This window comes from Ensifer sp. ZNC0028, from assembly GCF_000799055.1.
Classification (GTDB): domain Bacteria; phylum Pseudomonadota; class Alphaproteobacteria; order Rhizobiales; family Rhizobiaceae; genus Ensifer.
The window spans coordinates 1-25,888 of sequence record NZ_JTLA01000063.1 but is presented as its reverse complement, the minus strand read 5'-3'; the positions used below and the strand labels follow the sequence as shown (position 1 = coordinate 25,888).

General features: G+C 64.1%; 29 protein-coding genes. 21 read left to right on the top strand and 8 right to left on the bottom strand.

From position 1 onward, the window contains the following. The first annotated feature begins 122 nt into the window (after positions 1–122). On the top strand, positions 123–623 hold the full coding sequence (locus tag L981_RS14795; RefSeq protein WP_156134092.1) for an HD domain-containing protein: 501 nt from the start codon (positions 123–125) through the stop codon (positions 621–623). A 179-nt stretch (positions 624–802) separates the two neighbouring features. On the opposite strand, the gene L981_RS14790 is transcribed toward L981_RS14795, so the two are convergent. Together L981_RS14790 and L981_RS34515 are read right to left on the bottom strand one after the other, a co-directional pair. Continuing rightward, positions 803–1,588, bottom strand: coding sequence for a TSUP family transporter (locus L981_RS14790; protein WP_043617370.1), 786 nt, complete (start codon positions 1,586–1,588; stop codon positions 803–805). Between the two features lie 48 nt (positions 1,589–1,636). Next, the gene (locus tag L981_RS34515; protein WP_156134091.1) at positions 1,637–1,963 is read right to left on the bottom strand and encodes a hypothetical protein; all 327 of its coding nucleotides are present in this window, start codon (positions 1,961–1,963) and stop codon (positions 1,637–1,639) included. A gap of 85 nt (positions 1,964–2,048) precedes the next feature. Between L981_RS34515 and L981_RS14785 the strand changes: the two genes are divergently transcribed. From L981_RS14785 to L981_RS14760, 7 genes are all read left to right on the top strand, one after another. Next, positions 2,049–2,513 (top strand): cobalamin biosynthesis protein, encoded by a 465-nt coding sequence (locus L981_RS14785; protein WP_043617367.1) that lies wholly within the window; start codon positions 2,049–2,051, stop codon positions 2,511–2,513. Next, complete coding sequence (locus L981_RS35805) at positions 2,513–2,644, top strand: hypothetical protein (RefSeq protein ID WP_256364283.1); 132 nt, start codon at positions 2,513–2,515, stop codon at positions 2,642–2,644. The genes L981_RS14785 and L981_RS35805 overlap by 1 nt, the downstream gene beginning before the upstream one ends. Continuing rightward, complete coding sequence (gene cobA / locus L981_RS14780; protein WP_371258872.1) at positions 2,644–3,483, top strand: uroporphyrinogen-III C-methyltransferase; 840 nt, start codon at positions 2,644–2,646, stop codon at positions 3,481–3,483. The genes L981_RS35805 and cobA overlap by 1 nt, the downstream gene beginning before the upstream one ends. Continuing rightward, positions 3,480–4,784 carry a cobyrinate a,c-diamide synthase gene (locus tag L981_RS14775; protein WP_043617361.1) on the top strand — a complete coding sequence of 435 codons (1,305 nt, stop codon included), beginning with the start codon at positions 3,480–3,482 and terminating at the stop codon, positions 4,782–4,784. Before cobA ends, L981_RS14775 begins: the two co-directional genes overlap by 4 nt. Next, positions 4,781–5,782: a threonine-phosphate decarboxylase CobD gene (gene cobD, locus L981_RS14770; RefSeq protein ID WP_043617358.1), complete on the top strand. Its 1,002-nt coding sequence runs from the start codon at positions 4,781–4,783 to the stop codon at positions 5,780–5,782. Before L981_RS14775 ends, cobD begins: the two co-directional genes overlap by 4 nt. Position 5,783: 1 nt before the next feature. Then, positions 5,784–6,755, top strand: coding sequence for an adenosylcobinamide-phosphate synthase CbiB (gene cbiB / locus L981_RS14765; RefSeq protein WP_043617355.1), 972 nt, complete (start codon positions 5,784–5,786; stop codon positions 6,753–6,755). Positions 6,756–6,884: 129 nt separating this feature from the next. Next, entirely contained in the window at positions 6,885–7,313 is a 429-nt protein-coding gene (locus L981_RS14760) for a L,D-transpeptidase (protein WP_043617351.1), read from the top strand. A 278-nt stretch (positions 7,314–7,591) separates the two neighbouring features. Here the strand turns inward: L981_RS14760 and L981_RS14755 are convergent, their stop codons facing one another. After that, positions 7,592–8,329 carry a Crp/Fnr family transcriptional regulator gene (locus L981_RS14755; RefSeq protein ID WP_052201805.1) on the bottom strand — a complete coding sequence of 246 codons (738 nt, stop codon included), beginning with the start codon at positions 8,327–8,329 and terminating at the stop codon, positions 7,592–7,594. Between the two features lie 216 nt (positions 8,330–8,545). Here L981_RS14755 and hemN point away from each other — a divergent pair, with 216 nt between their 5' ends. The 8 genes from hemN (at position 8,546) to L981_RS14715 (ending at position 16,730) form a co-directional block, all read left to right on the top strand. Continuing rightward, positions 8,546–9,895, top strand: coding sequence for an oxygen-independent coproporphyrinogen III oxidase (gene hemN / locus L981_RS14750; RefSeq protein ID WP_043617348.1), 1,350 nt, complete (start codon positions 8,546–8,548; stop codon positions 9,893–9,895). A gap of 118 nt (positions 9,896–10,013) precedes the next feature. Continuing rightward, complete coding sequence (locus tag L981_RS14745) at positions 10,014–10,298, top strand: acyl carrier protein (RefSeq protein ID WP_089044188.1); 285 nt, start codon at positions 10,014–10,016, stop codon at positions 10,296–10,298. A gap of 115 nt (positions 10,299–10,413) precedes the next feature. Then, entirely contained in the window at positions 10,414–10,899 is a 486-nt protein-coding gene (locus tag L981_RS14740; RefSeq protein ID WP_034788315.1) for a 3-hydroxyacyl-ACP dehydratase FabZ family protein, read from the top strand. Position 10,900: 1 nt separating this feature from the next. After that, the gene (locus L981_RS14735) at positions 10,901–12,103 is read left to right on the top strand and encodes a beta-ketoacyl-ACP synthase (protein ID WP_043617345.1); all 1,203 of its coding nucleotides are present in this window, start codon (positions 10,901–10,903) and stop codon (positions 12,101–12,103) included. 12 nt (positions 12,104–12,115) lie between these two features. Beyond that, positions 12,116–13,399 (top strand): beta-ketoacyl-ACP synthase, encoded by a 1,284-nt coding sequence (locus tag L981_RS14730; RefSeq protein ID WP_043617343.1) that lies wholly within the window; start codon positions 12,116–12,118, stop codon positions 13,397–13,399. Between the two features lie 278 nt (positions 13,400–13,677). Beyond that, on the top strand, positions 13,678–14,706 hold the full coding sequence (locus L981_RS14725) for a zinc-binding dehydrogenase (protein WP_043617339.1): 1,029 nt from the start codon (positions 13,678–13,680) through the stop codon (positions 14,704–14,706). Between the two features lie 12 nt (positions 14,707–14,718). Continuing rightward, complete coding sequence (locus L981_RS14720; RefSeq protein ID WP_043617336.1) at positions 14,719–15,648, top strand: lipid A biosynthesis lauroyl acyltransferase; 930 nt, start codon at positions 14,719–14,721, stop codon at positions 15,646–15,648. A gap of 371 nt (positions 15,649–16,019) precedes the next feature. Next, positions 16,020–16,730: a PAS domain-containing protein gene (locus L981_RS14715; RefSeq protein ID WP_043617333.1), complete on the top strand. Its 711-nt coding sequence runs from the start codon at positions 16,020–16,022 to the stop codon at positions 16,728–16,730. A gap of 105 nt (positions 16,731–16,835) precedes the next feature. Here the strand turns inward: L981_RS14715 and L981_RS14710 are convergent, their stop codons facing one another. Then, entirely contained in the window at positions 16,836–17,270 is a 435-nt protein-coding gene (locus L981_RS14710) for a hemerythrin domain-containing protein (RefSeq protein WP_371258871.1), read from the bottom strand. Between the two features lie 253 nt (positions 17,271–17,523). Here L981_RS14710 and ccoN point away from each other — a divergent pair, with 253 nt between their 5' ends. Genes ccoN through ccoP form a run of 4 tightly spaced genes read left to right on the top strand, consistent with a single transcriptional unit; the run spans position 17,524 to position 20,930 of the window. Beyond that, positions 17,524–19,152: a cytochrome-c oxidase, cbb3-type subunit I gene (ccoN, locus tag L981_RS14705; protein ID WP_043617330.1), complete on the top strand. Its 1,629-nt coding sequence runs from the start codon at positions 17,524–17,526 to the stop codon at positions 19,150–19,152. 13 nt (positions 19,153–19,165) lie between these two features. Continuing rightward, positions 19,166–19,897 carry a cytochrome-c oxidase, cbb3-type subunit II gene (gene ccoO / locus L981_RS14700; protein ID WP_034788367.1) on the top strand — a complete coding sequence of 244 codons (732 nt, stop codon included), beginning with the start codon at positions 19,166–19,168 and terminating at the stop codon, positions 19,895–19,897. Between the two features lie 12 nt (positions 19,898–19,909). After that, positions 19,910–20,062 carry a CcoQ/FixQ family Cbb3-type cytochrome c oxidase assembly chaperone gene (locus L981_RS14695; RefSeq protein WP_034788377.1) on the top strand — a complete coding sequence of 51 codons (153 nt, stop codon included), beginning with the start codon at positions 19,910–19,912 and terminating at the stop codon, positions 20,060–20,062. Positions 20,063–20,066: 4 nt separating this feature from the next. Beyond that, a complete protein-coding gene (ccoP, locus tag L981_RS14690; RefSeq protein ID WP_043617325.1) occupies positions 20,067–20,930 on the top strand; it encodes a cytochrome-c oxidase, cbb3-type subunit III in 864 nt (287 codons plus the stop codon). A 373-nt stretch (positions 20,931–21,303) separates the two neighbouring features. Here ccoP and L981_RS14685 read toward each other — a convergent pair whose 3' ends face one another. Further along, positions 21,304–22,866 carry an MFS transporter gene (locus L981_RS14685; RefSeq protein ID WP_043617323.1) on the bottom strand — a complete coding sequence of 521 codons (1,563 nt, stop codon included), beginning with the start codon at positions 22,864–22,866 and terminating at the stop codon, positions 21,304–21,306. A 110-nt stretch (positions 22,867–22,976) separates the two neighbouring features. Between L981_RS14685 and L981_RS14680 the strand changes: the two genes are divergently transcribed. Beyond that, on the top strand, positions 22,977–23,789 hold the full coding sequence (locus L981_RS14680) for a helix-turn-helix transcriptional regulator (RefSeq protein ID WP_043617322.1): 813 nt from the start codon (positions 22,977–22,979) through the stop codon (positions 23,787–23,789). A 27-nt stretch (positions 23,790–23,816) separates the two neighbouring features. Here the strand turns inward: L981_RS14680 and L981_RS14675 are convergent, their stop codons facing one another. The 3 genes from L981_RS14675 to L981_RS14665 all read right to left on the bottom strand — a co-directional run bounded on the left by L981_RS14675 (position 23,817) and on the right by L981_RS14665 (position 25,776). Next, complete coding sequence (locus L981_RS14675) at positions 23,817–24,713, bottom strand: hypothetical protein (RefSeq protein WP_043617320.1); 897 nt, start codon at positions 24,711–24,713, stop codon at positions 23,817–23,819. Positions 24,714–25,010: 297 nt separating this feature from the next. After that, a complete protein-coding gene (locus L981_RS14670) occupies positions 25,011–25,364 on the bottom strand; it encodes a VOC family protein (protein WP_043617317.1) in 354 nt (117 codons plus the stop codon). A gap of 1 nt (position 25,365) precedes the next feature. Further along, positions 25,366–25,776 (bottom strand): SRPBCC family protein, encoded by a 411-nt coding sequence (locus L981_RS14665; protein WP_043617314.1) that lies wholly within the window; start codon positions 25,774–25,776, stop codon positions 25,366–25,368. Positions 25,777–25,888: the final 112 nt, after the last annotated feature.

The window sequence follows — 25,888 nt, the reverse complement described above, 5'->3', positions numbered from 1 at the left end:
CGCGGGCCGGCAAGCGCGCCGTTCGAAGCTACCTGACGCGTTAGAACGCGCAGGGCGCCTGGTTCGTTCTAAAGGCTTGGAATTGGGTTTGAGTGATGGAAGCCGGCGTTGAACGCAGAAAAATGACCGACCTCGAAAACAGTGCGCTTCAGTTCGCGACCCGAGCACATGGGGAGCAGAAGCGCAAATATGACGGTCGGCCCTATATCGTTCATCCGGTTGCGGTGGCGGAGATCGTTCGAAGCGTTCCCCATACGCCCGAAATGATCGCCGCAGCGCTGCTTCACGATACGGTCGAGGATACCGACGCGACCCTGTTGGAGATCAAGGAGGCGTTCGGCGCCAAGGTCGCAACGCTGGTTGCGTGGCTCACCGACATATCCACCCCGTTCCACGGCAACCGACAGGTGCGCAAGGAACTGGATCGCCAGCACCTTGCACTGGCGCCAGCGGCAGCGAAAACCATCAAGCTCGCCGACCTGATCGACAACGCGACAGCGATCAGAACCGGCGATCCGAATTTCTGGAAAGTGTTCGGCGCCGAGATGAAGCGCCTACTGGAAGTCTTGGGCGACGGCGACGAAACCCTTCTCGCAAAGGCCCGTGCCTTGGCGCCGGAATGAGAGTTCTGCCGTTTATCGGCAAGCCTCTCCGCGCCCTGTCGATCCGGCTCGCCGGTCATCGAGGATTGCAGAACCGACGTGCGCTTGCGGTCTCTGCCGCCGGTGTGGCCCAGGCGCCTCGTAGGCTCGACCCGCGCGCCCATTAGGACGACGCAGAACTTGCCGACCGGGCCGGCGCCTCAAAGCCCCAGCCAGATCCTCAAGGGATGCATCGGATCGGCGAGCAGCCGGATCGCGAGTGCGATCGAGACGATGACGAGCAGCGGCTTGATGATCTTGGCGCCCTTGGCCATGGCATAGCGCGAGCCGACCTGGGCGCCGAGGAACTGGCCGAGGCCCATCAGCAGGCCGACCTTCCAGAGGACGGCGCCGAAGAAGAGGAAGACGCCGAAGGCGCCGACGTTGGAGCCGAAGTTGAGGAACTTCGTGTGCGCCGTCGCCTTCAACACGCCGAAGCCGGCAAGCGTGACGAAGCCGAGCATGAAGAAGGAGCCGGTGCCAGGGCCGAAGACGCCGTCGTAAAAGCCGATCAACGGCACCAGGGTCAGCGTGAAGACGAAGGGCGTGACGCGGCTGTGCTGGTCGACGTCGCCCATGTTCGGCTTCAGGCCGAAATAAAGCGCAATGGCGATCAACAGGAAGGGCAGGATCGCCTTCAGCACATCGCCGGGAACGATGGTCGCAAGCAGGGCGCCGAGCACGGCGCCGGCCGCCGACATCAGCGCCATCGGCAGTTGCTCTTTCAGGTTCACATGGCCGCGCCGGGCATAGGACAGCGTCGCCGAGCCTGAGCCGAACAATCCCTGCAGCTTGTTGGTGCCGAGCGTCTGCAAGGGCGGGATGCCCGCGATCAGCATGGCCGGAATGGTGATCATGCCGCCGCCGCCAGCGATCGAATCGATGAAGCCGGCAATGAAGGCGGCGACGAACAGGAAGGCGAGCAGGTGGAAGGCGAGATCTTGCACGGCGGGGACTCAAAGGGGGAGATGTCAGGCGGGATTTTCCGCCTTGTGTCAGAGCCCGGCGCGATTTGCAAAGCCTTCTGTCGCGGTGTCGCTGTTCACGCAGGCTTCGGAACTGCGAAACCGGCAGAGATTCAAAGCCTTGTCCTGAGTCGCTGGTTTTCTGGATGGAGGCGCTCTTGCGCGCACGGGCGCCCAAGATGGGCTGTCATTGCGATAGGGCGAGCGGATGACGATGTTCCTCAAACGCGACATGGCGATGGCGCAATCCGGTTTGACCGGCCTTTCGCGCTCCGGTAAAAATGAAGGATATGCGACGGCGTCCGCTTCGGCGGACTGAAAGAGCGTCCGGTGCGGCCGACCCAGCCAGGGGGCCATCAGCCGGTGCTGTCCAGATCGGCCGGGACCATTCGTCCCAGCCGGCGCTTCGTTAAGGAGAACCGACGAAGGGAGCCGGCCGCCGATGCCATCGGGCCAACACGCTGCACAGACGACAAAGGCAGGAACCGGGCTGGTGCTCGGGCTCGGCTGCGAGCGTCGCACGCCGGCCGATGAGGTGATCGCCCTTGCCGAGCGCGCGCTTGCCGATGCCGGTGCCGCGTCCAGTGATCTGCGGCTGGTCGCCTCGCTCGATGCCCGCGCCGAGGAGCCGGCGATCCTGGCAGTCGCAAAACATTTCGCGGTTCCGGCCGCGTTCTACGATGCCGCCACGCTCGAAGCCGAAGCTTCGCGGCTCGCCAATCCCTCGGAAATCGTCTTTGCCTACACCGGCTGCCACGGTGTCGCCGAAGGGGCAGCGCTCGTCGGCGCCGGCAGCGAAGCCGTTCTGATCGTGCCGAAGATCGTCTCCGCCCATGCGACGGCGGCCCTCGCAGGGCCGGCGACCTTGCGCGCTGAAAAGCGCATTCCGGCGGCGGAGGCTGTCTGATGCGCGCCTATGTTGTTGAATTGAATCAATCTTTTGTCCGGGTTTGCTCAGGAATGGAATCCGGTTCTTTAGAGATCGCGTCAGGCGCGCCGTTGGGCGGCGCCGAAATACAGGTGGGACAGCACGCATGATCGACAACCTCTTTGCCGGATTGCCGGCGCTCGAAAAAGGTTCGGTCTGGCTGGTCGGCGCCGGCCCGGGCGATCCCGGCCTGTTGACGCTGCATGCGGCCAATGCGCTGCGCCAGGCGGATGTGATCGTGCACGATGCGCTGGTCAACGAGGATTGCCTGAAGCTCGCGCGGCCGGGTGCCGTGCTGGAGTTTGCGGGCAAGCGCGGCGGCAAGCCATCGCCGAAGCAGCGCGACATCTCGCTTCGCCTCGTCGAGCTCGCGCGCGCCGGCAACCGGGTGCTGCGCCTCAAAGGCGGCGATCCCTTCGTCTTCGGCCGTGGCGGCGAGGAGGCGCTGACGCTGGTCGAGCATCAGGTGCCGTTTCGCATCGTGCCCGGCATCACCGCAGGCATCGGTGGCCTTGCCTATGCCGGCATTCCGGTGACCCACCGCGAGGTGAACCACGCCGTCACTTTCCTGACTGGCCATGATTCCTCCGGCCTGGTGCCGGACCGCATCAACTGGCAGGGCATCGCCAGCGGCTCGCCCGTCATCGTCATGTATATGGCGATGAAACATATCGGCGCCATCACCGCCAATCTCATCGCCGGCGGTCGCTCGCCGGACGAGCCGGTCGCCTTCGTCTGCAACGCGGCAACGCCGGAGCAGGCGGTGCTGGAAACGACGCTGTCGCGTGCCGAGGCCGATGTCGCGGCGGCAGGCCTGGAGCCGCCGGCGATCGTCGTCGTCGGCGAGGTGGTGCGACTGCGCGCAGCGCTCGACTGGATCGGCGCGCTCGACGGGCGCAAGCTCGCCGCCGACCCCTTCGCCAATCGCATTCTCAGGAACCCGGCATGAGCGGATTGCTGATTGCCGCCCCATCGTCCGGCTCCGGCAAGACGACGGTGACGCTCGGGCTGATGCGCGCGCTGAAGAAGCGCGGCGTGGCGATCGCGCCCGGCAAGGCGGGGCCGGACTATATCGATCCCGCCTTCCATGCGGCGGCGACCGGTGAGCCCTGCTTCAACTACGATCCCTGGGCCATGCGCCCGGAACTGCTGCTTGCCAATGCGTCGCATGCGGCTGCCGGCGGGCGCACCTTGATCGTCGAGGCGATGATGGGGCTGCACGACGGAGCTGCCGACGGTTCGGGAACGCCGGCTGATCTCACCGCGACGCTGAACCTCGCGGTCATTCTGGTGGTCGATTGCGCCCGCATGTCCCAGTCGGTTGCCGCACTCGTCCGTGGCTACGCGGATCACCGCGACGATATCCGGGTGGTCGGCGTCATCCTCAACAAGGTCGGCAGCGACCGGCATGAAATGATGCTGCGCGATGCGCTCGCCAAGGTGCGCATGCCTGTGTTCGGCGTGCTCCGGCAGGACAGCGCGCTGCAACTGCCGGAGCGCCATCTCGGCCTGGTGCAGGCGGGCGAACATTCGGCGCTCGAAGGTTTCATCGAGGCCGCGGCGGCGCGCGTCGAGGCTGCCTGCGATCTCGATGCCATCCGCCTGATCGCGACGATTTTTCCGCAGGTGCCCGCAGCCGCCGATACCAGGCGGTTGCAGCCGTTCGGCCAGCGCATCGCGGTCGCGCGCGATATCGCCTTTGCGTTCTGTTACGAGCACCTGCTTTACGGTTGGCGGCAAGGCGGCGCGGAGATTTCCTTCTTCTCGCCGCTCGCCGACGAGGCGCCGGATGCAGAAGCCGATGCCGTCTATCTGCCCGGCGGCTATCCGGAGCTGCATGCGGGGCGCTTAAGCGCCGCCGCCCGCTTCCGCTCGGGCATGCATTCGGCGGCCGAACGTGGCGCCCGGATTTTTGGCGAATGCGGCGGCTACATGGTGCTTGGCGAAGGGCTTGTCGCTGCCGATGGCGCACGCTACGACATGCTCGGCCTGCTGCCACTCGTCACCAGTTTTGCCGAGCGCAGGCGGCACCTCGGCTATCGCCGCGTCGTGCCTGTCGACAACGCCTTCTTCGATGGACCCATGACGGCGCACGAATTCCACTATGCGACCATCGTCGCCGAAGGGGCGGCCGATCGGCTGTTTGCCGTCAGCGACGCCGCCGGCGAGGATCTCGGCCAGGCAGGCCTCCGGCGTGGCCCTGTCGCCGGTTCCTTCATGCATCTGATCGACGTCGCGGGTGCTGCATGAGCGCACCGATCGTTCACGGCGGTGGCATCACCGAAGCCGCAGCGCGCTATGGCGGCCGGCTCGAAGACTGGCTGGATCTCTCGACCGGCATCAACCCATGCCCCGTCGCCTTGCCTGAAGTGCCCGAGCGCGCCTGGCACCGGCTGCCGGACCGGCAGACGGTGGATGACGCGCGGCGCGCGGCCGCCGACTACTACCGCACCAACGGCGTGCTCCCGTTGCCTGTGCCGGGCACGCAATCGGTGATCCAGCTGCTGCCGCGTCTTGCTCCGGCAGGCAGGCGCGTCGCGATCTTCGGGCCGACCTATGGCGAATATGCCCGCGTGCTCGAGGCGGCCGGCTTTGCCGTCGATCGCGTCGCGGATGCCGACGCGCTGACGGCCGAACATGGCCTTGTCATCGTCGTCAACCCCAACAACCCGACCGGCCGCGCCTTGACGCCGACGGAGCTTTTGGCGATCGCCGCAAGGCAAAAAGCGAGCGGCGGGCTGCTGCTCGTCGACGAAGCATTCGGCGATCTCGAGCCGGAGCTGAGCGTCGCCGGCCATGTGCCGGGGCAGGGCAATCTCATCGTCTTCCGCTCCTTCGGCAAGTTCTTCGGCCTTGCGGGCCTGCGCCTGGGTTTCGTCGTTGCGACCGAGCCGGTGCTTGCGTCCTTTGCCGACTGGCTCGGCCCCTGGGCCGTCTCCGGTCCGGCGCTGACGATCTCGAAAGCGCTGATGCAGGGCGACACGAAGGCGATCGCAGCGGGGATCATCGAGCGTCGCGCCGGCCTCGACGCGGCTCTCGATGGGGCAGGGCTCGCCCGCATCGGCGGCACAGGGCTTTTCGTGTTGGTCGAGCATCCGCGGGCGGCGCTGCTGCAGGAGCGGCTCTGCAAGGCCCATATCCTCACGCGCAAGTTCGACTATGCGCCGAGCTGGCTCAGGATCGGGTTGGCACCTGACGCGGCGGGCGACCGGCGGCTTGCGGACGCGCTTGCCGGCATGGAGCTCTGAGGTGTCGGAGACCATCCTTTTCATCCTCGCGCTGGCGCTGGTGATCGATCGCGTCGTCGGCGATCCGGACTGGCTCTGGGCGCGCGTGCCGCATCCGGTCGTGTTCTTCGGCAAGGCCATCGGCTTTTTCGACGCCCGGCTGAACCGCGAGGACCTGGAGGATGGCGCCCGCCGATTTCGGGGCGTCGTCGCGATCCTGCTGTTGCTTGGCCTCAGCGCCTGGTTCGGCCATCTGCTGCATCGCCTGTTCGCCGTCTTCGGGCCGCTCGGCTTCCTGCTGGAGGCGGTTCTGGTCGCGGTCTTCCTGGCGCAGAAGAGCCTTGCCGATCACGTGCGTCGCGTGGCCGACGGTTTGCGACAGGGTGGGCTTGAAGGCGGACGTGCCGCCGTGTCGATGATCGTCGGCCGCGATCCGAAAACGCTCGACGAGCCGGCGGTCTGCCGCGCGGCGATCGAGAGCCTTGCCGAGAACTTCTCCGATGGCGTCGTGGCACCGGCCTTCTGGTATGCCGTTGCCGGCCTGCCGGGGCTTCTTGCCTACAAGATGCTGAACACCGCCGATTCGATGATCGGCCACAAGTCGCCGAAATATCTGCACTTCGGCTGGGCTTCGGCCCGGCTCGACGACGTCGCCAACCTGCCGGCTGCCAGGCTCTCGATCCTGTTGATCTCGGCCGGTGCGCTGATCCATCGCGGCGCACATGCCGCCAAGGATGCTCTGACCGTGAGCCTTCGCGACCACGGCCTGCACCGCTCGCCGAATTCCGGCTGGCCGGAAGCGGCCATGGCGGGCGCGCTTGACCTGCAGCTTGCGGGCCCGCGCATCTATGGCGGCGTCAAGGTCAGCGAGCCGATGATCAACGGGCCGGGCCGGGCGGTTGCGAAAAGCGAAGACATCGACGCCGGTATTGCTGTCTTTTATGGCGCCTGCACGGTCATGACCGGGCTTGTTCTTGCAATCGCAATGATTTGATCGCGGAAGTTGACCTTCGCATTAAGACTCTGCTTTCCATATGTATTAAGATCGTATCATATTCGATCAGTTATTCTCCTGGAACGTTTGGTTCCACCGGTACGTGTTCGTCTTCCCGGAGAGAGAAGCATGCGCAAAAGCCTTCTGACTGCGCTGATTGCCGCCCTGCTGCAGTTTACCGTTCAACCCGCGAACGCCGCCAATCTGATTGCCGATATCAGCCTGTCGTCGCAGACGATGACCGTCAGCCAGAACGGCATCGTGATGTATCGCTGGAAGGTCTCGACGGCGCGCAAGGGCTATGTGACGCCACGCGGCAGCTGGAGTGCGAAGTGGCTCTCGCGTAACCACCGTTCGCGCAAGTACGACGATGCGCCAATGCCTTACGCCGTGTTCTTCAACGGCGGCTACGCCATCCACGCGACCTACGACATCAAGCGGCTCGGCCGCCCGGCCTCGCACGGCTGCGTGCGGCTGCATCCCAACAATGCGGCGGAGTTTTTCGCCCTCACCAAGGAACACGGGTTGGCGAACACGCGGATCGTGATTACGCGGTGACGGCATAGGGCTGCCGGCTCTCGTCAAGACTTGCGCCCCTCATCCGCCTGCCGGCACCTTCTCCCCGTTTTCTACGGGGAGAAGGGATGTTGCAGCACCCGCTCGTTCTCCACAGGCCCGTTTGATTTTCAGCTATGGCGGCGCCGCGGAAGGCGGCGCTGCGGCCGCGCTCGTAACCTCTCCCCGCCTGCAGGGAGAGGGTTAGGGTAAGGGGGCAATCTTGTGCAGATGTTTTGTGCGGCGTCGAGCCAGGGCGACTGAGCGCCGCCGAGCGCCGCTCAGTCGATCCCGGCCACATGCATCAACCGGTCGAGGCTCGGCACGGTGACGTGGCGGCTGTTTTCGATGCGGATGACGTTCTCCTTGCGCAGCTTGGTGATCTGGCGGCTGACGGTCTCGATGGTGAGGCCGAGATAGTCGGCGATGTCGGCGCGCGACAGCGGCAGGTCGAACTCGTTCGAGGTGCCGTTTTCCGGGTCGATATGGGTGGCGATGATGTAGAGGAAACTCGCGACCTTTTCCTGCGCGGTCTTGCGGCCGAGCGTCAGCATCCAGTCGCGCGCCTCGTCGAGCTCCTTCAGCGCCTGCTCGTGCAGCCGGTGCTCGAGGTTGGGCGCTTCGGAGACCAGGCGATCGATGACGGTGCGAGGGAAACAACAGATGTCGGTATCGACGGCCGCTTCCGCCGTCAGGGCGCTCTCGCGGGTAAAGGGCCGGCCCATGAAATCAGGGGCAAACTGCAGGCCGACGATCTGCTGCCGGCCGTCGGCCAGAACCTTGCTGAGCTTGACGACACCGTTGATGATGTTGGCATAGCTCTCGGTCGCTTCGCCTTGGCCGATGACCTCGCGGCCGGGCTCGATGCTGCGGCGAGTCGAATGGCGGCTGAGGTCGAGCAGCTGATCCGGGGTGAGCGTGCCGCAAACGCCGCCATGGCGCGCCTCGCAGGCGGCGCAGACGGCTGGAACCTCCGAATTATGGATATCCTTGCGACGATGTTCGTTCACGATCTGCAATTCTTTCTACCTGCACGCCGTTGGTCTCTGGATGACCAAAGAGGATGCGGGTCGTTAAATCAAGAGTTGACAGGTGCTAATTCCGAAAGCGCGAAACAATGTCTCATGCCAGCTTGAGCATTGTCAATTTTAACGTGTTAATTCGGCGACTTGATCAAAATCAAAGGCCTCTTTGCCGATCCGTCCTAAGCCGTCTTCATGACAGCGGAGAGACTTATGGACGACGCGCTCATCCTCAAGCATGCGAGCCCTGTGCCGCGCTACACCAGCTACCCGACCGCACCGCATTTTTCCGAGGCGGTGGGGCCGGTTGACTATCAAGGCTGGCTCGGTGCGATCCGTGCGGGCGAGGCGATCTCGCTCTATGCGCACGTGCCCTATTGCGACAGGCTCTGTTGGTTCTGTGCCTGCCATACGAAGCAGACGCTGCGCTATGATCCGGTGGCAACCTATCTAGCCGGCCTGCATCGCGAGGTTGCAGAAATCGGCAACCGGGTGAACCGCGAGGCCAGGGTGACGGCGCTGCATTTCGGCGGCGGCTCGCCGACGCTCGTCAGGCCCGACGACATGATCGCGCTGAAGCGTGCTTTTGCCTCACACTTCACCTTTGCGCCCGATTGCGAGATCAGCGTCGAGATGGACCCGAACGATCTCGACGAAGCGCGCCATGACGCGTTGGCCAAGATCGGCATGACGCGGGCGAGCTTCGGCATCCAGGATTTCGATCCGGTCGTACAGAAGGCGATCAACCGCATCCAGACCTTCGAGCAGACGCGCGACGCGATCGAGGCATCCCGGGCACGGGGCGTGCACTCGGTCAATTGCGACGTGCTCTATGGTTTGCCCTATCAGAGCCTCCAGTCGCTGGAGCGGACGATGGAGGCCGTGCTTTCGCTCGCGCCTGATCGCGTCGCACTCTTCGGCTACGCCCATGTGCCATGGATGAAGACGCACCAGAAGATGATTCCGGACGAAAGCCTGCCCGGCATCGTCGAGCGTTTCGCGCAGATGAGCCGCGCGGCCGAGATGCTGGTTGCTGCCGGCTACGAGGCAATCGGTATCGACCATTTCGCAAAGCCGGACGACAGCCTGGCGCGGGCCAACAGGGAAGGGCGTCTCCGTCGCAATTTCCAGGGCTATACCGACGACGCGGCCGAAACGCTCATTGGTCTCGGCGCCTCGGCGATCGGTCAGTTTCGTCAAGGTTATGTCCAGAACATGCCGGCCACCGGCGAATATCTGCGCCATGTGGAAAACACCGGGCTGGCAGCCGTGCGTGGTTACCGCTTCACACCGGACGACATCTTGAGAGCAAAAGTGATTGCCGACGTCATGTGCCGCTTTGCCTTCTCTTTCGACGAGATCGAGCGGGACTTCCCGGGGCTTGCCGGCGCGGTGATCGAGGAGGCGCGGCTCTTCCGGGCACGCGATGTGGACGGGCTGACGACGATCGAAAGCGGGATTTTCCGCCTGACCGAACGCGGCAGGCCCTTTGCCCGCTCGGTTGCGGCCACCTTCGACGCCTATCTCGGCAATGGCCGCGGCCGGCATTCGGTGGCGGTCTGAGCCATGCTCCGTCGCAACACCGTTTTCCAATTCGAAAGCCTTTGGCATCAAGGCCATTGGCTTTTGCGGCGCATTTACCTATAGGATCGCCGAGACTCGACTTTAAAATATTAGAGGTATGCGCGTGACAGCTACATTCGACAAGGTTGCCGACATCATCGCGGAAACGAGCGAGATCGATCGCGAGACGATCACGCCGGAAAGCCACACGATCGACGATCTCGGCATCGACAGCCTGGACTTCCTCGACATCGTGTTTGCGATCGACAAGGAATTCGGCATCAAGATTCCGCTCGAGCAGTGGACGCAGGAAGTCAACGAAGGCAAGGTTTCGACCGAAGAATACTTCGTTCTGAAGAACCTCTGCGCCAAGATCGACGAACTGCGGGCTGCCAAGGGCTGATCGGGCTTTCGCCCGAGCCTTGCCACTCGATTTCCAATGCCGCCCGTCGCGCCCCGCGCTTGACAGGCGGCATTGGCGTTTTTACTTGAGCCCGAAACCAACGGGGTGAGCCTCAATGCTCCTTGAATACTTCCAGATGATCGATCGTGTCGAAACGGTCGATCTTTCGGCTGGCCGGCTGACGGCGCGGTCCGTCGTGCCGGAGAAGAGCCCGGTGTTCGAAGGCCATTTCCCGGGCTACCCGCTGGTGCCCGGCGTGCTTCTGATCGAGACCATGGCGCAGGCCTCCGGTTTCCTGGTGCTCGCCGCTACCAATTTCGCTGCCATGCCCTTCCTGATGTCGGTCGACGGCGCCAAGATGCGGACCTTCGTCGAGCCCTCGGCCGAACTCGAGATCGAAGCGTTCCTCGAGCATGAAGGTTCAGGCTTTGCCGTCACCAAGGCGAAGATCACCTCTGGCGGCAAGAAGGTCTGCGATGCCCAGCTGAAGCTGCGGACCATGCCGTTCGATCAGGTTCCGCTCGGCGATATCGTGCGCAAGCGGGCTGGAGAAGTGGGTCTGATGGCGGCGCTTTCAGCGGCGGCCGGTTCGGAGAAGTAAGATGAGCAAATCTGCAAACGACGTTGTGATTACCGGCATCGGTATCGTCACCAGCCAGGGCGTCGGCGTCGAGCCGCATCTGGCGATGCTCACCGCCGGCACGTCGCCGGCCGCGCGCGTCGAGACCGAGAAGTTCAGCCCCTATCCGGTGCATCCGCTGCCGGAAATCGACTGGTCGCAGCAGATCGCCAAGCGTGGCGACCAGCGCCAGATGGAAAACTGGCAGCGCCTCGGCGTCTTTTCCGCGGGCCTGGCGCTGGATGACGCCGGCTTGAAGGACAATCTTGAAGCCTGCGGCAGCATGGACATGATCGTCGCTGCCGGCGGCGGCGAGCGTGACATCAACGTCGATTCGCTGATCGTGGACGAGGCGCTGAAGCGCAACGACCGCGAACAGCTGCTCAACGAAAAGCTGACGACCGAACTGCGCCCGACGCTGTTTCTCGCCCAGCTTTCCAACCTGCTCGCCGGCAACATCTCGATCGTGCACAAGGTCACCGGGTCGTCGCGCACCTTCATGGGCGAAGAAGCGGCCGGTATCTCGGCGATCGAAACCGCCTTTGCCCGGATCAAGGCCGGCCAGTCGACGCATACGCTCGTCGGCGGCGCGTTTTCGGCCGAGCGCCTGGACATCATGTTGATGATCGAGGCGATCCAGGGCCAGGCAACCGGTGACTGGCACCCGATTTGGTCGCGCAGTCGTGACAACGGTGGCGGCATGATCCCCGGGTCGGTCGGCGCCTTCCTGGTGCTGGAATCACGCGAGTACGCCGAAGCCCGTGGCGCCCGCATCTATGCGACGATCGACGCGATCGGCAGCGACCGCGGCAGTCGCACGGACGGCAAGCTCGAGGCACGCCTTGCGGACCTTGCGAAACCGGCCGAAAAGCTCGATCCGGCAGGCACGGTGGTCTTTTCCGGCACGTCCGGTTTTCATAACCTCGTCGCCAGCGAAAAGGCGTTCCTGCAGGCCAATCTGGCCGGCGCGCCGGTGCGTGCCTATGGCGGCATCGTCGGGCACAGCATCGAGGCGCAGTTTCCTGCGGGCCTAGCACTGGCAGCGCTTACGCTCGGCCACGGCGCCAAGGTTCCGGCCTTCGACGCCAGCTTCGAACAGCCGATGACGGCTGCTGCCCGGTCGGCGGTCGTGACCACCGTCGGTCATTCACGCGGCGAAGGCGTCGCGGTCCTTTCGGCCGAATAAGAGGAACGATTGATGAGCAACGCTTACAAGGATCACCTCGGCCGCCCGATCGTCGCCGTTACCGGCATGGGCGTCATTACCTCGCTCGGTCAGGGCCTGGAAGACAACTGGTCGGCGCTGACCGGCGGTGTCTCCGGCATCCGCAAGATCACCCGTTTCCCGACGGAAGGCCTCAACACCCGCATCTCCGGCATGGTCGATTTCATCGAGGTGCCGGCGGCCAACTCCGTCGAGCGTTCCTATGCCATGGCGCGCGAGACGACGCTGGAAGCGCTGGCGCAGGCCGGGCTTTCCGGCGACTTCAACGGCCCGCTGTTTCTGGCCGCCCCGCCGATCGAGCCGGAATGGAGCGCACGCTTCGAGCTTGCCGATCGTTCGCCGCCTTCCGAACAGCCAGGCGATGCCTATAACCGTTTCCTCGCTGCGATGCGCCAGAAGGCCGATCCGGTGTTCCATGAGGCCGTGCTCTTCGGCTCGATCTCCGAGCGCCTTGCCGATCGCTTCGGCACGCGCGGCTTGCCGGTGACGCTGTCGACCGCCTGCGCTTCCGGCGCGACCGCGATCCAGCTCGGCGTCGAGGCGATCCGCCAGGGCCGCACCGATCGCGCGCTGACGGTTGCGACCGATGGTTCGGTCAGCGCCGAAGCGTTGATCCGCTTTGCGCTGCTTTCCGCGCTCTCCACCCAGAACGATCCGCCGGAAAAGGCCTCCAAGCCCTTCACCAAGGACCGTGACGGCTTCGTCATCGCCGAAGGTGCAGCGACGCTGGTGCTGGAATCGCTGGAAGCCGCCGTTGCCCGCGGCGCCCGCGTCTACGGCATCCTGAAGGGCTGCGGCGAGAAGGCCGACCTGTTCCACCGCACGCGCTCCTCTCCGGACGGTGGCCCGGCCATCGCGACGATCCGGGCGGCGCTTGCCGACGCCGGCATCGATGAAACCGGCATTGGCTACATCAACGCGCACGGCACCTCGACGCCCGAGAACGACAAGATGGAATATCTGTCGATGTCGGCCGTCTTCGGCGATCGCCTGCCGTCGATCCCGGTCTCGTCCAACAAGTCGATGATCGGTCACACCCTGACGGCCGCCGGTGCGGTCGAGGCGGTGTTCTCGATCCAGACGATGCTGACCGGCACGCTGCCGCCGACGATCAACTACCAGAACCCCGATCCGGCGATCGTGCTCGACGTCGTGCCGAACGTGAAGCGCAGCCAGCAGGTTTCTGCGGTGCTGTCAAACTCCTTCGGCTTCGGCGGCCAGAACGCCAGCCTGGTGATGACGGCCGAGCCGGCCTGAGCCAAGTCGAGGGCAATACGATTTGGCGCTGCCGCCTGTACCCTGCCGGGCATCTCCCGCACGAGGGGAGATCGGGTGTAGCGCTGTCCTGCTCATCAAGGGGGGCCGAAGCTGAGCCCACCGTTGAAGCGATAAGCTTGCCGTGGGTCGATCTCCCCCTTTTGGGGGAGATGGCCGGCAGGCCAGAGAGGGGTGCTGCGCCACTCTCCCAAAGTGTATATATGCCAGTCAGCACGGCCCAGCCGCTCGACTATGTAAAGAGATCTAAAGGAAGAACCATGCGCGCCCTGCAACTGCTCGATGACCGCAAGCTTGAAATCACCGACATTCCGGAACCGGAAGCACCCGGCCCGGGCGAGGTGACGCTGCGCGTCAAGGCGGTTGCGCTCAACCACATCGACGTCTGGGGCTGGCGCGGCATGGCGTTCGCCAAGCGCAAGATGCCGCTCGTCATCGGTGCGGAAGCCTCCGGCGTCGTCGATCAGATCGGCCCGGGCGTTTCGAGCGTGCTTCCGGGCCAGCTCGTCTCGGTCTACGGTGCGCGTACCTGCGGCCTCTGCCGTCCGTGCAAGGAAGGTCGTGACAACCTCTGCGAACATGTGGGCGGCGTTCACGGCTTCCACCTCGACGGCTTTGCGCAGGAAAAGATCAACCTGCCGGCGCGCCTGCTGGTACCGGCCCCTCCGGGCGTCGATGCGGTTGCCGCCGCCCTTGCTCCGGTGACCTTCGGTACCGTCGAGCACATGCTGTTCGACAACGCCAAGCTCGAGCCCGGTGAAACCATCCTCGTGCACGCCGGCGGCTCCGGCATCGGCTCGGCGGCGATCCAGCTTGCCAAGAAGATCGGTTGCACCGTGATCACCACCGTCGGCTCGGACGACAAGATCGAGAAGGCCAAGGCGCTCGGCGCCGATCACGTCATCAACTACCGCACCGACCGTTTCGAAGGCGTCGTGCGCAAGCTCACCAAGAAGAAGGGCGTCGACGTCGTGTTCGAACACGTCGGCAAGGACACCTGGGCCGGCTCCATGCTCTGCATGAAGCGCGGCGGACGTCTCGTTACCTGCGGCTCCACCTCGGGCGTCTCCACCGACATGAACCTGATGATGCTCTTCCAGCAACAGCTCAAGCTGCTCGGCTCGTTCGGCTGCCGCATGGAGAACATGGCGAACGCCATGCAGAAGATGGCGCGCGGTCTCGTGCATCCGGTCATCGACACTGAAATCACCCTCGACCAGATCGACCGGGCACTGGAGCGCATGGAGTCGCGCCAGATCTTCGGCAAGATCATCCTGAAGATGGATTGATCGACTGTGCGCATGGTGATCACACGGCTGGTGCTGGCGGCGGATCGTTTCCGCCAATGGCTGATTGCGCAGTTCGTGTTTCTGCTTCTGACGATCCTGAAGATGTTTCCCGCCGACGGCGCGATCAGCTTCATGGATCGCGCCCTGCGGTTCATCGGCCCGAAGACCAGCCGCCAGAAGCTGACGCTGACCAACCTGCGCAACGCGTTTCCGGAAAAGAGCGAAGCGGAGATCAACGAGATCGCGCTCGAAAGCTGGGGCAACATGGGTCGCATGGCGGCCGAGTACGTGTTTCTCGACCGGCTCTTCGATTTCGATCCGGAACGCACGACGCCGGGCCGGGTCGAGGTCTCGGGCATTCCCTTGTTCCTCGAGCTTCGCGACAATCCGCGCCCTTTCATCGTTTTTACCGCGCACAGCGGCAATTTCGAGATGCTGCCGGTCGCCGGATCCGCCTTCGGGCTCGACGTGACGGTGCTCTTCCGTCCGCCGAACAATCCTTACGTGGCCGAGAAGGTCTTCAACTTCCGCGCCGAACGCATGGGTAAGCTCGTGCCGTCGCATGCGGGCTCGTCCTTTGCGCTCGCCCGCCAGCTGGAGCGCGGCCAGGGCGTCGGCGTCCTCGTCGACCAGAAGTTCCGCAAGGGGCTGAAGACCAAGTTCTTCGGCCAGGACGTGCAGACCAACCCGCTGCTCGCCAAGCTCGTGCGCCAGTTCAACTGCGAGGTCTATCCGGCCCGCTGCATCCGCTTGCCGGGTGGCCGTTTCCGCCTGGAAATCGAACCGGCGATCGCCATTCCCCGCAAGGCCGACGGCAGCGTCGACGTCACTGCGACGGCGCAGGTGCTGAACGACAAGGTGGAGAGCTGGGTGCGGGAATATCCGGGCCAATGGCTCTGGTATCACGACCGCTGGCACATCAAGCGTTATCTGAAAGACTGATTCTCTTTCGCATCTGAACAGCGCCTGATTGCGCCTAGCGCAAGCAGGCTTGACGTTCCTGCAAGCCCGGCACCCCTTGTGTCGGGCTTTGCGTTTTGCCAGCTACGCGGGGACATCGGCGCCGATTCTCCCTCGAAAACGTGCGTAAGCGTTAAGTTTTTCTTTCTGCTGTTGAACGCTATCGCAATGAGTGTAAACTTATGCCTGTCGCGTGAGAAAATGCCTGCAAGCGCTTTGGATGACCCGAGCGGTGCGGTTTTACGCGAAAGGGGTGGGGGAAACGTCAAGAACCAGATCAGTGTCCTGAGCATCTACGCCTGTTTTGTAAGTGCATCGAAGCGGCTTTGCCGTGGGGGAATTGGGGTTTCGAATTGAACGCACTGATTGAGCTGTTCTGGTTCAAGTATTCGCAGCTGCAGTATGCCGTACGTACGGCAGACGAGCATTTGATCGGGATTCTGGATCGCGAATTGGATCCTATTCTGAGGTCCGTCTACGACGAGAAGGCGGTGAGCGTCGAAGACGCCCGGCTTCAGTTCCAGTTCCTGATCGACATACTGCGCGTCGAAGCCGACGACATTTCCTGCGTGCTGCGCCATTCGCAGTTGCTGCAATCGCTGATCAACCGCTATTTCGCAGCGACCGGCGCGGAGAACCTTGACGACCTGCAGCTGGAGCGCCTGCCGGCGCAACCGAACAAGGGCAGGGCGGACGAAGGATTGCTCAACGAGGCGATCCTCGACAGCTTCCCGGACCGGTTGGCGGTGATCACGCCCGACTACCGCTATCTCTACACCAATCCGCGCAATGCCGAGCATCTGGAAAGCCGCCCGATGGACCTGATCGGCCGGCATATCGTCGAGTTCATCGGCATCCAGCGGTTCGAGATGCGGGTGAAATCCTATCTCGATCGGTGTTTCGCCGGCGAGGTGGTGGACTACACCTTCGCCAAGACGGTCGATGCGCGCACGGTCGTCGTGCGCTGCCGGCTGACGCCGTGCATGTCGAGCACCGGCAAGCTGATCGGCGCCATCCTGGTGATCCAGGAACATGCCGACCGCCGCCGCGCGATCGCAGCCTGAAGCGCCGGTTCCGGCGGCATCAATCGAAAATGCAGAAGGGAAAGCGCGGCCGGATAACGGCCGCGAGACGTGTCCGCATTGCGGCGCGCTGGTCGAACGGCGGGTCTATCCGACCGGCGCGGTAATGCTGCGCAGACATTCCTGCTCGAAGCCGACATGCCGCCTGAGGCTCGTGAAGAAGCCGCGCAGCATGTAGCCGGCGGTCTCGGCATTGACCGTCTCGTCGGCGGCGCCGAGGCGCTCCAGCATTTCGGTCAGTTCCTCGGCGAAGCACTCGTCCTCGCAATGCTCGTATTTCAGCCGCTCCAGCGTCGCGCCGAGCGTCGGGTCCGAGCGGTAGGTGCGCTCGATCCAGGGGAAGACCAGGTTTTCTTCGCCCGAATGCATCTCGCGGATCAGCGGCTCCAGCACCTTGGCGGCATAGACGCATTTCTGCCGGTCGATGTCGGCCGGCAGGCTGTCGGCGATTTCCTCCAGGCAATTGCAGAGCGCCAGCTGCTCCTCGTGGGCGCGGGCAAGCCAGGCAAACGGCTCGGCCACGGGTTCCCGCCGGGGGGCTGGGTCCAGTCGGCTGCGGATTCGTCCGTCTTCAAAAGTCTTTTTCATCGGCTCCAGACGCCAACTCCCACGGCGCTCCCTATTGTTTGCCGAGGATGATCCAAACGAGGTGGCAAAGCCTTGATCTGAATCAAGGCCGGCTTGCCCCGATTCTGACACTTTCCGGCAAGCTGCGGTGACACCCCTCGTTTCGGGGTGTCGTTGCGTGCGTTCGGACCAAGTTGGGGACCCAACCATGAAATACACATTCGAGATGATCCTGCTCGGGGTCGGTGCATTCCTGGCGCTTGTCGGCGCCGGGCTTGCCCAGGACCGGCACTTCGAAGCCCATATGTGGGTGCTGTTCTTCACGCTTCTTGCCGGCACCATCCTTTTGATGCGCCGCATCGAGTTCAGCCCGGCTTCCGCGGGCAGGGCGTCACCGCCGCCACCCCAGTCGGAGTATTTTGACGAGGTGGTCAAATACGGCGTGATCGCCACCGTCTTTTGGGGCGTCGTCGGATTTCTCGTCGGCGTCGTGGTTGCGCTCCAGCTTGCCTTCCCGGACCTCAACATCGAGCCCTGGTTCAACTTCGGCCGCATGCGGCCGCTGCACACCTCGGCGGTCATCTTCGCCTTCGGCGGCAACGCGCTGATCGCGACCTCGTTCTACATCGTCCAGCGCACCAGCCGCGCGCGCCTCTTCGGCGGCAATCTCGGCTGGTTCGTGTTCTGGGGCTACCAGCTCTTCATCATCATGGCCGCCACCGGCTACCTGCTGGGGATCACCCAGTCGAAGGAATATGCCGAGCCGGAATGGTATGTGGACCTGTGGCTGACGATCGTCTGGGTCGCCTATCTCGCCGTCTTCCTCGGCACGCTTCTGACCCGCAAGGAGCCGCATATCTATGTGGCCAACTGGTTCTACCTCGCCTTCATCGTCACGATCGCGATGCTGCACATCGTCAACAACCTGGCGGTTCCGGTCTCCTTCCTCGGCTCCAAGAGCTACTCGGCCTTTGCTGGGGTGCAGGATGCGCTGACGCAATGGTGGTACGGGCATAATGCCGTCGGCTTCTTCCTGACGGCCGGCTTCCTTGGCATGATGTATTACTTCATCCCGAAGCAGGCGAACCGCCCGGTCTATTCCTACCGCCTGTCGATCATCCACTTCTGGTCGCTGATCTTCATGTACATCTGGGCGGGCCCGCACCACCTGCACTACACCGCGCTGCCCGACTGGGCGCAGACGCTCGGCATGGTGTTCTCGGTCATGCTCTGGATGCCCTCCTGGGGCGGCATGATCAACGGCCTGATGACGCTTTCGGGCGCCTGGGACAAGATCCGGACCGATCCGATCATCCGCATGATGGTCATGGCCGTTGCCTTCTACGGCATGGCGACCTTCGAAGGTCCGATGATGTCGATCAAGACGGTCAACTCGCTCAGCCACTACACCGACTGGACCATCGGCCACGTGCATTCGGGCGCGCTCGGCTGGAACGGCCTGATCACCTTCGGCGCGATCTACTACCTCGTTCCGAAGCTGTGGAACCGCGAGCGCCTCTACAGCGTGCGCATGGTCAACTGGCACTTCTGGCTCGCCACCCTCGGCATCGTCGTCTATGCGGCGGTCATGTGGGTTGCCGGCATCCAGCAGGGCCTGATGTGGCGCGAATACGACGACCAGGGCTTCCTCGTCTATTCCTTCGCGGAATCGGTCGCGGCCATGGTTCCCTACTACGTGCTGCGTGCCCTTGGCGGCGCACTCTTCCTCGCCGGAGCTCTGCTCATGGCCTTCAACGTAACCATGACCATCCTTGGCCGCGTGCGCGATGAAGCTCCGATCTTCGGTGCGACGCCCGCGCTCAAGGCTGCGGAATAGGAGGGCATAGAGAATGTCCATTCTCGACAAACACGCGACGCTCGAACGCAACGCGACCCTGCTGCTCGTCGGCTCGCTGCTCGTCGTCTCCGTCGGCGGCATCGTGGAAATCGCGCCACTGTTCTATCTCGAAAACACCATCGAGAAGGTGGAGGGCATGCGTCCCTATTCGCCGCTGGAGCTCGCCGGCCGCGACATCTATGTGCGTGAAGGCTGCTATGTCTGTCACAGCCAGATGATCCGCCCGTTCCGCGACGAAGTGGAGCGCTACGGTCACTACTCGCTGGCGGCGGAATCCATGTACGACCATCCGTTCCAGTGGGGCTCCAAGCGCACCGGGCCGGACCTGGCGCGCGTCGGCGACCGCTACTCCAACGAGTGGCACGTGCAGCACATGATCGAGCCGCGCTCGGTGGTGCCGGAATCTGTCATGCCGAGCTACGCCTTCCTCAAGGCGACGCCGCTCGACGTGAACAACATCGCCGCCAACCTCAAGGCGAACAAGGCGGTCGGCGTTCCCTACACGGACGAGATGATCGACAACGCGCTTGCCGACATCAAGGCGCAGGCCGATCCGAACGCCGACACGTCGGGCGTCGAGGGGCGCTATCCGAAGGCCAAGCTCGGCGACTTCGACGGCGATCCGCAGAAGCTGACGGAGATGGACGCGCTCATCGCCTATCTGCAGATGCTCGGCACGCTGGTCGACTTCTCCACCTACGACGACACCACCGGTTATCGCTAAGGAGATCAGCACATGGAAACCTACACGGCCATGCGCCAGTTCGCCGATAGCTGGGCGCTCCTTGCGATGACGCTCTTCTTCCTCGGCGTCGTTGCCTTCATCTTCCGGCCCGGCGCCAAGAAGGCCGCCGATGATGCCGCAGCCATCCCCCTGAAGGAGGATTAATAGAATGGCGGACAAACACGTCGACGAAATCAGCGGCGTCGAGACCACCGGCCACGAATGGGACGGTATCCGCGAGCTCAACAACCCGATGCCGCGCTGGTGGGTCTATACCTTCTACGCGACCATCGTCTGGGCTGTCGGCTACATGATCGTCTATCCGGCCGTGCCGCTCCTGACCGACGCCACCAAGGGTGTGCTCGGCTATTCGAGCCGCGCCGAAGTGAGTGCGGAGCTTGCGAGCGCCAAGGCGGCGCAGGCCGGCAACCTCGAGAAGATCGCCTCGAGCTCGCTTGCCGACATCATGGCCGATCCGCAGCTGCAGCACTTTGCCGTGTCCGGCGGCGCCTCGGCCTTCAAGGTCAACTGTGCCCAGTGCCACGGCTCGGGTGCGGCCGGTTCTGCCGGCTTCCCGAACCTCAACGACGACGACTGGCTCTGGGGCGGCAAGCCCGAAGAGATCTACCAGACGATCGCCCACGGCATCCGCTACAACGGCGACGACGAGACCCGCGTCTCGGAGATGCCGTCCTTCGCGGAAATCCTCAAGCCCGAGGAGATCAAGCAGACGGCAGCCTATGTCGTCAGCCTCACCGGCACGCCGTCGGATGCATCCATGGTGGAGCCGGGCAAGGCGTTGTTCGAGACCAACTGCGCCTCGTGCCACGGTGCCGACGCCAAGGGCAACCGCGAGTTCGGCGCGCCCAACCTTGCCGATGCGCTGTGGCTGAACGGCTCGAGCGAGCAGGCGATCGTCGCCCAGATGAAGGCGCCCAAGCACGGCGTCATGCCCGCCTGGCTGCCGCGCCTCGGCGACACCACCGTCAAGCAGCTTGCCATCTTCGTGCATTCGCTGGGTGGCGGCGAGTAAGCGACTAGCAGTCAAACGGCTGCTCGCCCCTCATCCGCGCGGTGAGGGGTTTGCCCCTCATCCGGCTGCCGCCACCTTCTCCCCGTCATGACGGGGAGAAGGGACAAGCCGCACCGGCCTTGCGTATCTCGACGTTTCACCATGCTTTGACATGGCGGCAGGTTGGAACCTCTGGTTTGGGACCAGAGGGTGCGCCCAGCGTCTCTCTCCCCGCCTGGCGGGGAGAGATGTCCGGCAGGACAGTGAGGGGCAACTGATCCAGACAATCAAGAAGGCCGCGTCGCAGGATGCGGCCTTTGTCGTTGGCGGAACGCGTACCGCTTGCCAGCGACCCTAAAGTGGGGAGTTCCGTCGAGGGACCGCCGGCGCTCCATCACGATTTCGCAGCCTTGCTGGCGCCGGGCTTTCGCAACGCCACGACCGCAAGCGTCGCCATAAGAGCAATCGCGATCGCGCAGGCGGCGGCGGCTGCGTTGAAGCCGGTCATGAAGGCGGCCTCGGCTTGCTCCAGCGTGCCCGCCGGCAGCTGGGCTGCGACGGATGCTGCGCCGGCGAGGCTGTCCGACAGCCGGTGGCCGATGTCGCCGGCGACAAGCGTCTGGCCGGCCATTTCGGCGCGGTAGACGGCGGTGGTCAGGCTGCCGAGCGTGGCGATACCGACCGCAAGGCCGAGTTCCTGCACCACTTCGGAGAGGGCTGAGGCCGATCCGGCCTTTTCGGCAGGCGCTGCACTGACGACGAGATCGGTGCCAAGGGCGGCAATGGTGCCGAGACCGAGATAGACGAGCGCGAATGCGGCCGTCACCAGCCCGACACCGCCTGGGGAGGAATCGAGTAGGGCGAGCAGGAGGTAGCCGACCACGGAGAGCGCCAGCGCCGTTGCGATCACGGGGCCGGGGCCGAAGCGCCGGGCGATGAGCGGTGCGGTGATGCCGGCCAAAAGCATGGCGAGCGCCGAGGGTCCCATTCTCAGGCCTGCCGACAGGGGAGAAAGCCCGACGACGAGCTGCAGATACTGGGTGACGAGCAGCATCGTGCCGCCGACGGCCGTCAGGCCGACCAGGAGGATCAACAGCGCGGTGCGGAAAGCGCGATCGGAGAAGAGCTCTAGGTCGATCAGCGGGCTTTTCAACCGGCGCTGCCGCCGGATAAAGAGGAGTGTGGCGATGAGGCCGAAGGTCAGACCGAGCACGGCAGCGAGTCCGAAGCCATCCTTGGCGATCTGCTTGATACCGTAGACGATGGGAAGCAGCCCCGCCAGCGACAGCGCCACGCTCGTCATGTCCAGCCGCTCCGCTTGCGGGGCACGGTATTCCGGCAGCAGGATCGGCGCGACGATGAGGAGCAGCCCAACGATCGGCAGCGCCACGAGGAAGGCCGCACCCCACCAGTAGCGTTCGAGCAGGATGCCGCCGACGATAGGCCCCGCCGCCATGCCGAGCGCGAACATGGTTGCCCAGACGCCGATCGCAAGTGCCCTCTGGTGCGGGTTTAAAAACATGTTGCTGATCAGTGCCAGCGTCGGCGGCATCAGCGTTGCGCCGGCAACGCCGAGGGCCGCGCGTGCGGCGATCAGCATGGTGGCGCTGGTGGAATAGGCCGAAAGGATCGAGGCCGCGCCGAAGGCGGCCGCGCCCAGCATCAGCAGCTTGCGCCGACCGATGCGATCGCCGAGCGTTCCCATGGTGATCAGAAAGCCGGCGATCATGAAGCCGTAGGCATCGACGATCCAGAGCGCCTGCGTGCTTGTGGGCTTCAGGTCTGCCGCCAGCGCCGGCAAGGCCAGATGAAGCAGCGTCAGATCGAGCCCGAGCAGGATGGTGGGGAGTGCGAGGAGGGCAAGGCCGGCCCATTCCCGCAGGCCTGCGCGCGGTTCTGCGGGGTCCGCATGGATGGGGTGTCCCTCGGTGAGGTGGGATGGTCGGTCGCTGAGCATTGTCAAAAGTGATCTCCGTCTTCGCTTGGGCTGGTTGCGGAAACCACATCTTCAAGGCACACTGGTCCTGTTACAATTTAAGTATTTATCCTATTACTAAGAGCAATAGCGTGAACGAACGAAGCCTTGAGCGAAGCAAGAACGAGCTGTCGGAGTTTCTGACGCGGCACCGGGCGAAGCTGACGCCGGCCGATGCTGGGCTCGCGTTCAACGGGCGGCGGCGCACCCCCGGCCTCAGGCGCGAGGAGGTGGCAGCGCTCGCCGGCGTCGGGCTCACCTGGTACACCTGGTTCGAGCAGGGGCGCGACATCAAGGTGTCGGAGGCGTTCCTGTTGAATGTGGCGCGGGCGCTGAAGCTCGATGACGCCGAATGCAGCCATCTGTTCCTGCTGGCCCACAAGCGGCCGCCGCCGCCGGAGGCGCATCATCGCGTCACCGTTTCGCCTTTGGTCCAGCAGTTGCTGGATGAGTTGACTGCGCGGCCGGCCTATGTGGTCAACCTGCGCTGGGATGTCGTTGCCTGGAACGCGGCGGCGGACGCGCTGTTCGGCTTCAGTGCCCGGCGGCCGGAGCTTGGCAATATTTTGCAGATGGTGTTTGCCGATCCCGAGATGCGGCGGCGTATGCCCGCCTGGCGCGAAGACGCGCCGAAGCTGCTCGCCCAGTTCCGATACGATTTCGCCGTGGCCCCGGATGATCCGTCGATGCTGGCCCTGGTCGAAAGCCTCAAGGACCTTTCGGCCGATTTCAGGCGCTGGTGGGCAGCCCCCGGCGGCGACGAGGCCCGGCGCGGGATCGGATCCCTGATCGATGCTGCAGCCGTGAGCCTGCGTTTCCGCCACGAGACGCTGGTGGCGGACGAACACCGGCATCTGCGCATGGTGGTCTATTTCGCCGAACCGGCGCTCGCCCGAGAGCGATAACCGAAGCTGCCGGCACTTTGGCTCGTCCTATTCGAGAGCCGCGGCGATGGTGGCGCCGACGACGACGCTCGACAGCGCCGTGCCGAGAAGCAGCGACGTGTTGACCGGCCTCTTCACGACCGTGCCGAAGTTGAAGAGGTTCATCGGCAGGAGGTGAAAACCGCCGCTCTCCGGCTTGCTTGACGGCGCTTCCATGAAACACTCGTCGTCGAACCAGACCCAATCGTCGCGCCAGGTCCAGCACCCGTGCTGGCGATAGATGTTGGCCACCTGCTCGGCAAAACCCTTGTCAGCCGGCAGGCGGATGTAGTTTTGCGGCCGGCGGCTGAAATACTGCATGGCGAGCGGCATGGAGCGCTCGGTGCAATAGTTGGACATCCAAAGCTTGAAGCCGATCTCGTCGCGCAGGCGGTCGAGTACCCGGAAGACCTGCACGTGATCCTCGTGGCCATACTCGCCCCAGGGATTGTGGGTGAAGACATTCATGTCGGGCTTCAGCAGCGGCAGCAGCGTGCGATAGAGCGTTTCGTAATTGTCCCGGTAAGCCTGGGCGATCGGCCGGGTCGAGTGGCGGAAGCTGCCGGGCATGATCTGCGACAGCGATTTCTTGACGATGCGCTTGGCTTCGCGGCGCGTGCCTTCGGTGCCGAACTCCATGCCGAAAGGGCCGGGCTTCGGGTTCGTCCAATCGGCGCAGTCAAACGAGCCGGTTTCCTCCATTTCGAGGAAGCGCACGTTGCCGCGCGGATAGGCCTTGATCGCAGCGGTGCGCGCGTCGCCCATCTGCGGCTCAGACCAGATGTCGCGATAAAGGATGATCACCTCATCGACCTTGTTGAGGATCGAGGTGAACCACAGCAACTCGTCATCGGGATGGGCGCCGATGATGACGGAGTTCTTCAGAAAATCATGCGTGTCGGCCATGCTCGTGCGCGCCCTCGTGTTCGTCGCGCGCAATTCTGACGTGTAGAGATTAAACCGGCGTAAAGCGGGATGGCCTGTCCACAGGTTGCGGTGGGCGGCGACGCAGTCCCGGACGTATCGGTCGACTGCCGGTCACGCAGCGAGGCACGCAGCGCGAATGGCACGCGCTGCCGTCTCTTCAACCTCCATCATTTCTGTGACAAGCACAGAGATGAGGGTGGAGAGGAGGCGGCCACTGCGCCCGTGTGGCGACGCTGCTGCCATCGTCCCCGCTCTACCTCCCTGAGTATCTCAGCCTTACTGCGCCGACCAGACCGCCAGTTCGTAACCATCCGGGTCGGCGAAATGGAAGCGTCTTCCGCCGGGGAAGGAAAAGATCGGCTTGACGATCCTGCCGCCGGCCTTTTCGACGCGGGCGAGCATGTCCTCGAGCGTGTCGGCATAGAGGATGATCAGCGGCCCGCCGCTGCCGACAGGGCCGGTGGTGGTGAAGCCGCCGGTCAGTCGGCCGTCCTGGAATTCGCAATATTCCGGACCGTAATCGGTGAAGGTCCAGCCGAAGGCGCTGCCGTAGAAGGCCTTGGCGGCGGCGATGTCGGAGACGTTGAACTCGACATAGTCGATGCGGCTGTCGTTGCCCTTGTTACCCATTTTATCTGTCTTCTCCGGATTCCATGATTGATTTCAAGGTGGCGAGATCCTTCGCCACCCAGCCGGCGTCGCCGGCAAATTGTTCCGCGCTCATGCCCGGCTGGCGCAGCAGCGTGAACATCACCTCCGCGCCGTCGCCGTTCGGGACGACGCGCAGCGCATTGTGGACCTCCGTGCCGTCTTCCAGCGTGACGAGATGATCAGTGATGCCGAAGGCGTTGTCCGGCGCAAAGCGCACGCGGGCATTGCCGAGAGGGCCCGGCGCAAGCCAATGGTCGCCGTCGCGGATTAGGCCTGACGAGAGGCCGGACGCCCAGCGCGGCATGCTTTCGGGCTTAGCCATGAAGGCATAGACCGCGCGCCAGTCGCGGTCGATGGTGGTGTGAACGATCTTTGCTTCCAGTGTTGCCATGCTTTGTTCTCCTGCATGACGGAGTAGCACGGGTCGCCCGACCGGTCTTGAACGAAACGGCCAGTCAGGCCGCCTGCCGGTCAGCTGCGAGCTGGCGGCGGATTTCGGCGGG